Source organism: Pseudoxanthomonas sp. LjRoot127, from assembly GCF_964253495.1.
In the GTDB taxonomy this organism is placed as follows: domain Bacteria; phylum Pseudomonadota; class Gammaproteobacteria; order Xanthomonadales; family Xanthomonadaceae; genus Pseudoxanthomonas_A.
This window is the reverse complement of record NZ_CAXUQR020000001.1, coordinates 272321-284250: the sequence shown is the minus strand read 5'-3', so window position 1 is coordinate 284250 and position 11930 is coordinate 272321. Positions and strand designations below refer to the sequence as shown.

Here is an 11930-nt window from a genome sequence, read left to right as displayed (position 1 = left end):
GTCACATGATCAATTGCACGCGCATCGACGCCCGTGGCCGCAACAAGGGCAACGGCAACATGTTCGACTACATGCTGGCCACCGAGCGCTTGGCCATCGACAGCGCGGTGGCTTACTACGCTGGCAGCGGGCCCGATCCCCGTCAGACGATCAACTGGGGCGGCAAGCTCGCCGCCGAGCTCGGCCTGAAAGGGCAGCCGGTCACCCGCGAGGTGATGGAACAGCTGGGCAAGGGCTTTTCACCCACCGGAAGGCCGTTGTGCAAAAACGCGGGCGAGGAACCCCAGCTGGTCATCAAGACGGATCGCTGGGGCAACGTGCGTCTGGACGACGATGGCAAGCCGATGGAGAAGTGGCAGGGCGGCCATCGGGTGGGGTTCGATCTGACCATTTCCGCCCCCGGGGACGTGAGCGTGGCCTTTGCGCTTGCGGATGAGCGCGAGAAGCTGGCCATCCTGGAAGCCCACCGCCAGGCCTGCGCCGTGGCCATGGGCTACATCGAGAGCAAGGTGGAAACCCGCCGGGAGAAGGGAGGAAAAGAAGTCATCGGAACGCAGGGCCTGGTGTGGACCGCAGCCGATCACGTCAGCAACCGGAACGTGGAACCCGACCTTCACACCCATCACCTGGTCTACGGGATATCGAAGGGCGAGGACGGCAAATGGGGCACCTTCGACGCCATCGAAATCTACCGTCACCGCCATGCGGCCGATCATCTCTACAAGGCCGAGCTCTACAGCGCGATGAAGGCGCTGGGCTACGGGATCCAGCGGGAGCGCGAGGTGGACGTGATGGGGCGCGAGACGGGCCAGATCCTCACCACCATCGCCGGCATCGACCGGGAGCTCGTGCTTCAGACGAAGACCCGCCGCCAGGAAATCCTGGACTACGTCAAAGAACACCCTTCGGCCAGCCACGACGAGGCCTGCAAGGCCACCCGCAAGAAGAAGGAAGAACCGCCGTTCGAGCAGGTGGTCAAGGACTGGCAGCAAACCTTCGCCAACATCGCCAAGGAAAGACCGGATCTGGTCCCCACCACCCAGTCCCTCAAGCAGACCAAAGGCCAACACCTGGACCCACATACATTCGATGAGGTCTTGAGGCGCATGCACGAGAACGAGGCGATGTTCTGCGAGCATGACCTGGTTCGGGAGCTGGGGATGGAATTCGCCGGGCAGAAGAACGCCGAACAGGTGCTCAAGATGGTGAAGGAGTTCACCGAACAGGACGACCTGGTGCGCGTGAAAGCCGAACACCTCCACGAAGACGATCGGGGCAACCGGTTGGCGCGCAAGCACCGGGAGGATCGCTTCTGCGCCACCTGGATGGTCGAATGGGAGGCCGAGATCATCCGCCGATCAAAGGAACGGGACAACGAGACGGACCTGCAGCTTTTCCGCTCCACAGTGGACCGGGAGATCGCCGCGTATGAGAAGCGCAAGGGGTTCACTCTCACCGAGGAGCAGAAGGCCGCCATCGGTCACCTGACCTATGGAACGTCCGGAGTCGGCGTCATGTCGGGGTTGGCCGGCACCGGCAAGACCACCGTGGCAGAGGTCTATAAGCAGTGCTTCGAAGCCGAGGGAAAGCAGCTGATGGGACTGGCGGTGGGTGGACGGGCCGCTGAAAAATTGGAGCTCGAATCGGGCATGCCCAGCATGTCCGTCGCCAGATTCTTCTCCCAGGTGCGTCAGGGGAAGGTGGCCTTGACCAAGAAAGACGTGGTCGTGCTCGACGAAGCCGGCATGGTGGCCACGGGTGACACCCTGAAGCTCATGACCTACTGCCAGTCGGTGGGAGCCAAGCTCATCATGCAGGGGGACAGTGACCAGCTCCAGCCCATCGCCGCGGGCAATGGCTTCGAACTGGCGAAGATGGCGCTGGGCGACACGAAGCTGACCGAGATCCGTCGGCAGAAGAACGCCGGTGACCTGGTCACCGCGAACAGCTTCTACGAACGGGACCACCACGGGAGGGTCAAGGACATGCGCCGAGGGCACCGGAGCCGCCAAGGCACCCTCGATATGGGTGCGCAGATCCTTCGCAATCTCAAGGAGCGAAATTGCATCGACGACTTCGGCACGGACAAACAGGCCATCAAGGCGCTGGTAGACGACTACCTGAAAGACCCCACCCCGATGGACGAGAAGTTGGTTCTGGCCCACACCCGGGGCGAAGTCACCACGCTCAACATGGCCATCCGAAAAGGGCTGCAGGAGCAGGGTGTGCTGGACAAGGAAGAGTTCACTTTCCGGTCGATCGTGAAGGGGCAGTGGGAAGACCTGACGCTGTCCCGTCGGGACCGGGTCATGTTCACGGCGACGAACAACGATCTGGGCGTCATCAATGGCACGGAAGGCACCGTGGAAAGCATCCGCAAGGACAAGGCCGGCGGCTACGATCTGGTGGTGCGCATCGAGGCCTCGAACCCGAAGGAGAACGGGCGCCTCGTGCGGTTCAACACGAGCGAGCACAACGCGCTGGCCCACCGGTATGCCATGACCGTCCACAAGTCCCAAGGGCAAGGCAAGGCGGAGATCTACCACCTGGCCACCAACATGGGCATGCTCGACCAGCAATCGGCCCTGGTGGCGTTCACGCGCCTGACCAAGGGCAGCTACCGCATGTATACGACGGACGACGTCATGGAGCGCATGGCCGAACGCCTGGGCACCGAACGCCATAAGGAGATGGCACTGAGCGTCGGACTGTCCGAGACCCAGGCCGCTCCCGTGCGCAACCTGGTCCAGGACGTGGAAGAACTGCTGGCGGGATTGAAGCCGAAACCCCAGGTGCCCGTGATGAAGCAACGCGGACCCGTGCTCACCCGGTGACGCAGCGGGACAGCAGCAAGAGGCTGGCTCCCACGAGAATCCACGGCCACCATCGGATGTGTTCCGAGGGACGCCTGCTTGGCGTGCCCAAGGTCCAACGGCACTGGAGTGCCAGCCATCGCACGTGGGGCGTAGCCCGACGGTGAGGGTTGATGACGATCCCCGGGGGCTTGGCGTAGACGCGCCAACCTTCCTTCGACGCCCTCACTCGCCAGGCCTGTTCGTGTGCTTCGGCTTCCGCCCGGGTGGCCGTCACCACGCCCAGCACATGGAACTGGAAGGGACGGTGCCAGCCGCCCTGGCGTGATCGGTGTTGCTTCTCGCGTTGCTCCGGGTTCGAGCTCTGGCCGATGTAGCAGCCCCCGTCGTCGAACAACAGGGCGTAAAGGGTGCGGGGCAGGGCGTGATACTTCTCGCTGCGTCCGAGGTTGTGGCGGTGGGTCATGGTCTCTCCGTGAGTGAAACGACCCACTCACGAATAGATCAGATTCGAGGACTGGCAACCCCTTGCGCGTTTCCGATGCCGATCTACCGTGGCTTATCGACCTCGAGAGGGAGCAGGCCTTGGACAACCGATGGATGCGCGCAGCCCGAGTGGGCGACACCGACGAGCTGAGCCGGCTCCTGCACTTGGGCATGGATCCCGGGCGCTACGTGCTGGTTGATCAGGGCATGGTGTCCACGATGGCCGAGGAGGTGACGGCGCTCCACCTGGCCGCATTCGGGGGCCACCTCGATGCCTGCCGATTGCTCCTGGCCAATGGCGCAGAAGTCGATGCCTTGACGTTGCCCTTGGAGCGCAGGGAAAGCGGAGACATGCCGTTGATGCGCGCCGTCTGGGGTCGCTCGCTCGCGGTGGCCGAATTGATGCTGAAGGCAGGGGCGGACGTGGACGGCGTTGACGGGATGACCGGTGACACGCCGTTGCTGGCCGCGGCACGGTCGGGCCAGCCGTCCATGTGCCTACTGCTCCTGGAGAACGGCGCGGACTTGGAAACATTCAACCAGGATGGCGAGGGCGCCATGGACCTGGCCGACGATGCGCCAACACTGAAAGTGCTTCAAGCCTGGCGTGCGGCTCAGAAGGCCGAGCGGCTGGAGCTGGCGTTGGCCACTGCTTCTTCCGCTCCCTCCCGGCCGAGGCTGTAAGGGTTCAAAAGAAAAGCCCGGGACCAGCCCGGGCTCTTCGTGTGGGTCAGCAGGGAGCGGGGCTCACCGTTCGCTGACCTGGTGTTGCTGGAGGAGCGCACCTGCTCCCATCCCAATGGTCGTGTCGTAAATCACATCCAGAACGGCGCCTATAGCGTTCTTGAATGCCTTGCCCTTGTTGCCATTACCTATATTGCTTGAACGGTTTGCTTTCTTCATGACGTTTTCCTCCGTGTTGTCATCGTTGTTGCGGGTGTCACCATTCCTGTTTCGGTTGAAGAACCATCCCTTGGTGAGAGCCAAGGCGATGGAGGCTATCGGCGCTACGACCATCGTGATGGGTAGGGAATTGAACCCCCACCCCTCTGCGAATTTGTTGGGGCCGATTATACGCCCCTCGTGCCCGGAATGCAACTGTAAGTGCTTGTAAATTATAGCAATTCAATTAAATTCCAGCAGGCGCGAACAAGGGCCCCGAAGGGCCCCTGCCGAGACGGATCACCTCCTTTTTATCGACCCAAACGAATGGAAATCCCGACCCCGCCCATGGGCTTGGTCTTGCCGCTGCCGAAAGACAGGCCGGCGCTGACGTTGACGCGTTCCGTCAGGCGGGTGGACCAACCGATGGCGATGGCGGCTTCGTTGCCGTAGAAGCCGACGCCGGCACCGATGGCGACTTCACCAACGGCCAGGCCGTAGGGACCACCAGCCGCTGCCATTTGGGACATCGCGGCGGTCTGGGCACCCAAGCCGTTGATGCGCTTGTCGGTGTGGTCGAAACGCCGATCAATCTCGATCCACCGGTCATCCAGCGACTGCTGAAGGTTCCACAGCTGCCCACCGTTGACAGCATCCGTGGAGCCTTGCGCCACTCGGCCGTCGGCAACCTGGGTCACCTGCCGGTAGCCCATGGCCACCTGGTTGGATCCCGTGGTGCGGGTGTTGGCGCCGATGGCCACCGAGTTGGTGTGCGTGGCGCTGGCGTTCACACCGAGAGCCGTTCCATTCACCCCAGCCGCTGAGCCAGCGCCCACAGCGGTGCCGTTTCGCTGAGCAACCGTCGCAGAGCCGACAGCAGTAGCGTTGTCCTGCTGGGCCTGCGCGTTGTTGCCGAAGGCAGAGGAGGCGCGGCCGGAAGCCTGGGCGTTCGGGCCCACAGCGGTGCTGACGTGACCCGTGGCCGCAGAGCCCATGCCAGCGGCCAGGCTGCTGTCACGCGCGGTGGCGCCCAGCCCGAAAGCAGCCGAACCGCGATCTTGAGCATTGGCTTGGTCGCCCACGGCGGTGGTTCCGCCACCCGTGGCGCTGGAGCGGGGGCCAATGGAAACCGCCCCAGATCCATCTGGGCCTGAGTCCGCGTTGGCGTTCTCGCCGACAGCCACGTCGCCGAACCCTCGGGAAGCCGCGTTGCGGCCGGCCGCAACACCCCCGAGCTGGTCTGCCTGCGCGTTGTCCGACCCGTCGTTGTTGCCGTTGGCTGCGAAGTAGGGGTTGGTTCCGTCGCCTTGTCCGTCCTGACCGTTGGCGCCGGCAGGGCCTTGCGGGCCCATATTGCCGCGCTCTCCCTTGTCGCCCTTCAGCGATACCAGCCACTCCGTTTCCGTTCCAGTGAAGCCGTTGGAAACGGCCACCTGGTAGGCGCTGGCACCGGCAGGACCGGCCGGACCCTGCGAGCCACTGGCGGGGTTCTGCTCCAGGGTGTGAAGCCGGCCGTCCAGGTCGTAGATCGCGGCGGTCACGTTGGTGTGGGTGTTACCACTGGACAGGGTGATGGATGGCGGCACGAACACGCCATTGACGAAGCCGGCACCGCCACCGATGGCGGTGGCAATGGTGCGCAGCTGGCCAACGGAGGCTGCATCGGTGTCGTTGATCCCGTTGGCGAGATTGGTCACGCGGCGGTAGATGCCATATTCCGCATTGCCAACACTGGCCTCATCCGAATTCGAGCATTCGCTGACAGAACCCAAGGCAACGCAACCATCCGCGTCAGCTTTCGACATTGCTCCGATGGCCGTGCCGCGGGGGGCGCCTGCAGAAGCACCTGATCCGAGGGCCGTTCCGAACGTGCCGGATACTGAAGTATTGGAACCGATGGCGGTTCCGCTGTTCGAGGCGGAAGCCCCTGCGCCAAACGCGGATGAATTGACGCCCATCGATTCGGCTCTCGCGCCAACAGCGGTCGCACTCGGCCCGTTCGCGTGGCTCATGTGCCCCAGCGAGGTGGCGCTGCAGCCCTGGGAAGTGGCTTCGTTGCCAACCGCGGTAGCCCCCACGCAGGGGTTTCCGTCAATTGTGCCGCCATCTGCCAAGGCTCGTGCACCGATGGCCGTTGAGAGGTCCGTGACTGCATGGGCGCCGTCGCCCACGGCGGTGGTTTCGAGGGCGGTCGCGGTGGCGTTGTTGCCAACCTGGACCTGCGCCATCGCCGTGCCCGAGAACAGGCAGGCGAGCAGCGCGATGTGGATGAGTGAGCGTTTCATGGTGGGTGTCCTCCGACGAGTAGGGGTGTCTACTCACGAGTAACACGCAGCGGGAAACGCGCAAGGGGGGGTAGAAGAGCTTCCCGACCCGACTACGGGACCGACAGGAGACCTCATCGGGCCGGGAAGCAGCAGGCAAGGAGGAAGCCTGCCTCTTCTTTTCTATACAAGGATTTCAGATTGGCAAGGGGGCCTTGCGCGTTTCCGATTTTCCTTTTGCATGAAGAGTAGACCCATGTGAGTAAGGAGGCCTACTCATGAAATCTCGTTCAATGAAGGCGCTGCTGGCGTCTGTCCTATTCCTCGTTGTCACCGTGCCGGCGCATGCCCACGTTCCTGCCGACTCCATCGCCGATGTCCACGGCAAGAAACCGGGGCTGTTCAAGCGGTTGTTCCACCGCCACAAGGACGCTCCTCAGTGGGACGGTGTCCACCCCGACCTGCGGGCCAAGCTGGAACGGATCCAGCAGCAGATGAAAGAGGAGGGCTATGACCTGCGCCTGGCCGAGGGCTACCGGTCCGAGCAACGCCAGGCCGAACTCCTGGCCAGCCAGAAGGGCGTGACTCAGGTCGGCCCCGGTCGAAGCTGCCATAACCACGGCTTCGCGGCCGACATGGTCATCCACAAGCGGGGGCGACCCAGCTGGAACCTCAAGAACGACCACGTTCGCCAAGGCTACGAGCGGTATGGGGAACTGGCCCAGGCGGCCGGCTTGCGGTGGGGTGGGGCTTGGACCGACTTCAAGGACATGCCCCATGTCGAGATGCGCACGCCCTGCCTTCTGGCCATTCGTTCTTATAGGGCCGGACAGGAGGTAAGGGTGGCGGCCGTGGTGCCCGAGCCCTTGCCGCCACTTTGGCCTGGTCTGGACCCGCTGGCCATCACGCCAGCTGAGGAGTGCGATGGGTTCGTGTGCCGCCGCCCATGGGAGTGGAGCGTGTCCACGTCGCGTCTCGACTGGAGCGCGTGGTGGTCTTTGCCAATGCCCGTGTTCGAGGGGCCTCAACAGTGCCCAGTGGGCACCGATTTCAGGACGCCGTGGCGAGTTGCCGATGTATCATCTTTTTCATTCAAGGGGCTAGGGGTTGTGCATGAAGACGGTGGGCTCGGTGCTGCTGGTGTTTGCCGTGGGCGTTTCGGCTGGTTGTTCGCTCATGGAGCCGGAAGTGCCTAAGTGTTCAGATGCCGATACGCTGGACTTGGTCAGGCGAATCATTGCGGAAAACGTCGGTGTGGCGGGTGGGGACAGCATTCCCGCGGAGGCGCTACGAAAGGTGCTGACCATTGATCTTCCTCACGCGACATCCTTGGAAGAGAACATCAAGAAATACAGCTGCCAAGCCACACTGCGTGTTCCCAACGGTCAAGGTGGCCAGCACTCTCTCACCCTCGATTACACATCTCAGTTGGATGACCAAGATCAACACTTGGTCCATATCGGCGGCTTAGACGCAGGGGATCAGATCTTCTTGATGGGCGCAGTGGCTAGCGCCAAGAACAATGTGACGTCCGCTGACGTCAATCCAATATCAGAAGCATCCCGGGTGGATGGCGCACCCGCTGATGAGCCTGCCATGGAGAATGCTGCTGAGGTGCCGGCTGCGCCTTCCCCTGAAGCAATTGCGGAGATTGAACGTCAGCGCGAGGCGATCCTTAGTGGCCAGGATGGTGGCCCCAAACTCGAAGACTATCCGGTGGGTGAGATCTACCAGGGGCCGGTGGCGGCATTGGATCTAAGTAGCGAAACTGCGAGAACCTTCAGGACGAAGCTATCAGAGGGCCTGGCCGATGGTCAGGTCGCGTTTGCAGGTGAATACGCGGTCGCAGGTTGGGGTTGTGGCACGCAATGCTTCGTCACCACCCTAGTAAGTAAGCGAACGGGTCATGTCGTGGAGAAGGGGTTCGGCGGTGAGGACGGAGAGCTCATCATGAAGATGGAGCCGAGTAGTCGGTTGCTCGTGGCTGAAGGACCTGAGATGGACGATCAATACAATCAGATCGGCTACTTCGCCTATTTCTACGTCATGGAGAATGGCGAGCTTCAGCTGGTGAAGAAGACGCCGCTTCCTGAGTCGCTTGAAGAGTAGAAGTTGGTAGCTCAGTGCAAGTAGCAAGCCAGTGCTTCCTTCGCTCCGACACACGAATTCCATCAGAAAGGCTGTAGCCCTCGGCATCGTCGGGGGCTTCCTTTTCTTGGAGAGTGGATGCATCCACTCATATCCCAGATCGGCCCTCAATGACGATCGTCAGGAGCGTGTGTTTTAGGGGATGAAGGATGGGGAAAGGGTCGCCAATGGGTAGCCAAAATGCCGAACATCCCGAAATTGCGAAGGGAAATCCTAATTAAAACAGATGGATAGAGCCGTAAGAAAGTCGCACGCCCTTACTGCTTCATCAGGGGCGTGTGTTCCGACTTGTCTTTGCTCACGTGGCCAGCGGGGAAGGGGAGGCAAAAGGGCGTTGATTGTAGCGGCTGGGCACCCATGCCCGTGCGCACCTTGACCCATGCGCTGCCCCTGTGGATCGAGCACGCACATGGCTCGAAGCCATGCATGCGGCACGCCCCGCGTAACCCCAGTTCCGCACGATCGTTCGGAAAATCAGTGGCTTATCCGTGCCAAAGTGATGGCCTGCGTATCGACGCAGTGCAGAATGCCGTGCTGTGAAGCCGGTGTTAATTTCGCGTTGACGCAAGGGGAGTTGCGTTCGTCGTCAGCGGCATCACCGCTCGCCACATCAGGTAAACCACAGCACCAACCGCCAGACATGACCCTTGGGAGGGGAGAACATGGTCAACGCATCGCCCAGGCACAAAGCGCTTTCGCTCGCCGTCTTCACCGCGCTCTGCGCCAGCTCGCATGCGTATGCGCAGCAGGCCGCCGCGCCGGCGACGGATGAGGAACCCACCACGCTCGCGACCATGACGGTCACCGCGCAGAAGCGCGAGGAGGCCATGCAGGACGTGCCGATCGCGATCACCGCGGTGTCCGAGCAATTGCTGCAGGACACCGGCGTGCGCGACATCAAGGACCTGCAGGTCCTGGTGCCTGGCTTGACCGTGACCAGCACCCAGAGCGAGGCCATCACCACAGCGCGTATCCGCGGCATCGGTACCGTCGGCGACAATGTCGGCCTGGAATCGTCGGTGGGCGTGGTGATCGATGGCGTGTACCGCCCCCGCAACAGCGTCGGCTTTGGCGACCTCGGCCAGCTGGAGCGCATCGAAGTCCTGAAGGGCCCGCAGGGCACCGTGTTCGGCAAGAACACCTCTGCCGGCGTCATCAACGTGGTCACACGCCGTCCCAGCTATACGCAGAGCGCGGAAGGCGAGATCACGCTCGGCAACTACAACGCCATCGGCGTGTCGGGCGCGTACAACGACGCATTAGGCGAAGTGGGTGCGTTCAACATCTACGCTGCCAAGCGCAAGCGCGACGGCTGGATGGATGTGCGCACGGGTGCCGGCCCGCGTCGCGAGACCGACGACAACGATCAGAACTTCCACACCGTGCGCGGCAAGGTGCTGCTGGAGCCGACCGAGAACCTGGAAATCATGCTGTCCGGCGATTTCACCAGCCGCGAGGAAAACTGCTGCGCGGCGGTACAGACGACCGTCGGTGCGACGGCCGCCATCCTCAACCGGCTGGTCGGCGGCCAGGCCGTGGCCGCGCCGGGCGACGACCCGTTCAACCGCGTGGCCTACAGCAACCGGCCGACCACCCAGGACATCAAGGAGAATGGTGTTGCCGTCGAAGTGAACTGGGACTCGTCCTGGTTCGGCGGCGCCACGCTGACCTCGATCACCGCACAGCGCGAATGGCAGGCGATCAACGGCCTCGACTACGACTTCAGCACGGCCGACATCCTGTACCGCGTGGCGGACAAGGACGAGTCGTTCACCGGTTTCAAGACCTTCAGCCAGGAATTCCGCCTGACCGGCGCGACCGATCGCATCGACTGGATGGTCGGCGCGTTCTATACCGACGAAGACCTGGATCGCACAGAGACCTATCGCATCGGTCCGCACTACGAGCCCTACCTGTCGGTCGCGCTGCTGTCGATCATCAATCCCGCGCTGGGCACCTCGCCGACCGCGCCGCTGTTCCTCTCGCAGGCTACCGGTCGCCCGTTCGGCACGGTGTTCGCCGGCCTGGGTGCGCTGGATAATTACCAGCAGAGCGCGAAGAGCACGGCGCTGTTCACCAACAACACGTGGCATGCCACCGATGCCCTCGACCTGACGCTGGGCCTGCGCTACACGCGCGAGAAGAAGACGCTGATTTCGAATTACAGCAATCCGAACGGCGGTGCGGGCTGCGGTTCCATGCTGGCCAATCCCGCGCAGGTCGTCGCCGCCCTGGTGGCGCGCGGCCTGACGGTGGCGCAGGCCAGCGCCGCCGCCCCCACGGTGGTCGGATACGGCTGCCTGCCCTGGGCCAATCCGCTGCACAACGCACCGTCGCGCGACACGGTGCAGAGCCGCGAGGAGAAGGAGTGGTCCGGCACGCTCAAGGCCGCCTACCGCTGGAACGACAACGTGATGACGTACGGTTCGTTCGCACGCGGCTACAAGGGCGGCGGCTTCAACCTCGACCGCGTGCAGTCGTCGAACGGCCTGAGCAGCGGCAGTGCGAACGGCATCCAGCCTGTCCTGGACACCTCCTTCGGCGGTGAGTTCGTCGACAGCTACGAGCTGGGCGCCAAGACCACCTGGCTCGACGGCAACCTGTTGTTGAACGCCACCCTGTTCCATCAGAAGTACGAGGACTTCCAGCTCAACAGCTTCCTGGGTACGAGCTTCGTGGTGCGCTCGATCCCGGAAGTCACCTCGCAGGGTCTGGATGCCGAACTGATGTGGCAGCCCAAGTCGATACGCGGTCTGATGCTGCAGAGTGGCCTGATGTATGCCGACACCACCTACGGCGACAACATCCCCGGCGGCGACTTCGTTTCGCCGACCGGCGCACTGTACAAGCTGCCCGGTGCGCAGATGAGCTTCGCTCCGAAGTGGTCCGGTTCGGCATCGGTGACGTATGAATGGGATGTGGGCAGCCTGATGGCGCGCTTCAACATCGGTGCCAAGTACGTGTCCGAGTACAACACCGGTTCCGACCTCGACCCGGAGAAGATGCAGGGCGCGTACACGGTCGCCAACGCGCGCTTCGGCATCGGCGCGCAGGACCAGCGCTGGATGCTCGAGTTCTGGGGCACCAACATCACCGACGAGGAATACGTGCAGGTCGGTTTCGACGGTCCGCTGCAGAACGTCTCGCCGGCCCCGAACAATCCCTTCAACACCTTCAACGCGTTCCTCGGTGCGCCCCGCATGTACGGCGTGACCTTCCGCGTCCGCTACTGATCCCCTTCGCACAATGTGGCGAGCGGCCCGCCCCCTGGCGGGCCGTTTTCTTGTGTGCCCGACGGGCGACAGCGCGCGGCAAATCGGCTACAACACGACAGTCC

Annotated in this window: 8 protein-coding genes; 5 read left to right on the top strand and 3 right to left on the bottom strand. The window is 63.0% G+C overall.

The genetic code is table 11. The features are described from left to right. Positions 1–5 precede the first annotated feature (5 nt). Positions 6–2834: a MobF family relaxase gene (gene mobF, locus ACSQ19_RS01280; protein ID WP_435999430.1), complete on the top strand. Its 2829-nt coding sequence runs from the start codon at positions 6–8 to the stop codon at positions 2832–2834. On the opposite strand, the gene ACSQ19_RS01275 is transcribed toward mobF, so the two are convergent. After that, positions 2824–3279: a GIY-YIG nuclease family protein gene (locus ACSQ19_RS01275; protein WP_435999428.1), complete on the bottom strand. Its 456-nt coding sequence runs from the start codon at positions 3277–3279 to the stop codon at positions 2824–2826. The two genes, mobF and ACSQ19_RS01275, sit on opposite strands and share 11 nt — an antisense overlap. A gap of 62 nt (positions 3280–3341) precedes the next feature. Between ACSQ19_RS01275 and ACSQ19_RS01270 the strand changes: the two genes are divergently transcribed. After that, positions 3342–3983 carry an ankyrin repeat domain-containing protein gene (locus tag ACSQ19_RS01270; protein ID WP_435999426.1) on the top strand — a complete coding sequence of 214 codons (642 nt, stop codon included), beginning with the start codon at positions 3342–3344 and terminating at the stop codon, positions 3981–3983. Between the two features lie 63 nt (positions 3984–4046). Here the strand turns inward: ACSQ19_RS01270 and ACSQ19_RS01265 are convergent, their stop codons facing one another. After that, positions 4047–4286: a hypothetical protein gene (locus tag ACSQ19_RS01265; protein ID WP_435999424.1), complete on the bottom strand. Its 240-nt coding sequence runs from the start codon at positions 4284–4286 to the stop codon at positions 4047–4049. Between the two features lie 206 nt (positions 4287–4492). Next, positions 4493–6466 carry a YadA family autotransporter adhesin gene (locus ACSQ19_RS01260; protein ID WP_435999422.1) on the bottom strand — a complete coding sequence of 658 codons (1974 nt, stop codon included), beginning with the start codon at positions 6464–6466 and terminating at the stop codon, positions 4493–4495. A 257-nt stretch (positions 6467–6723) separates the two neighbouring features. Between ACSQ19_RS01260 and ACSQ19_RS01255 the strand changes: the two genes are divergently transcribed. The 3 genes from ACSQ19_RS01255 to ACSQ19_RS01245 all read left to right on the top strand — a co-directional run bounded on the left by ACSQ19_RS01255 (position 6724) and on the right by ACSQ19_RS01245 (position 11826). Further along, entirely contained in the window at positions 6724–7641 is a 918-nt protein-coding gene (locus tag ACSQ19_RS01255; protein WP_435999420.1) for a M15 family metallopeptidase, read from the top strand. After that, positions 7559–8554 carry a hypothetical protein gene (locus ACSQ19_RS01250; RefSeq protein ID WP_435999418.1) on the top strand — a complete coding sequence of 332 codons (996 nt, stop codon included), beginning with the start codon at positions 7559–7561 and terminating at the stop codon, positions 8552–8554. The genes ACSQ19_RS01255 and ACSQ19_RS01250 overlap by 83 nt, the downstream gene beginning before the upstream one ends. A gap of 701 nt (positions 8555–9255) precedes the next feature. Continuing rightward, positions 9256–11826 (top strand): TonB-dependent receptor, encoded by a 2571-nt coding sequence (locus tag ACSQ19_RS01245; RefSeq protein ID WP_435999416.1) that lies wholly within the window; start codon positions 9256–9258, stop codon positions 11824–11826. The last annotated feature ends 104 nt before the right edge of the window (positions 11827–11930 follow it).

Coding starts and splice junctions, on each gene's coding strand:
- ACSQ19_RS01255 (WP_435999420.1), top strand. CDS start 6,724: ATGAAATCTCGTTCAATGAAGGCGCTGCTGGCGTCTGTCCTATTCCTC.
- ACSQ19_RS01250 (WP_435999418.1), top strand. CDS start 7,559: ATGAAGACGGTGGGCTCGGTGCTGCTGGTGTTTGCCGTGGGCGTTTCG.
- ACSQ19_RS01275 (WP_435999428.1), bottom strand. CDS start 3,279: ATGACCCACCGCCACAACCTCGGACGCAGCGAGAAGTATCACGCCCTG.
- mobF (WP_435999430.1), top strand. CDS start 6: ATGATCAATTGCACGCGCATCGACGCCCGTGGCCGCAACAAGGGCAAC.
- ACSQ19_RS01245 (WP_435999416.1), top strand. CDS start 9,256: ATGGTCAACGCATCGCCCAGGCACAAAGCGCTTTCGCTCGCCGTCTTC.
- ACSQ19_RS01260 (WP_435999422.1), bottom strand. CDS start 6,466: ATGAAACGCTCACTCATCCACATCGCGCTGCTCGCCTGCCTGTTCTCG.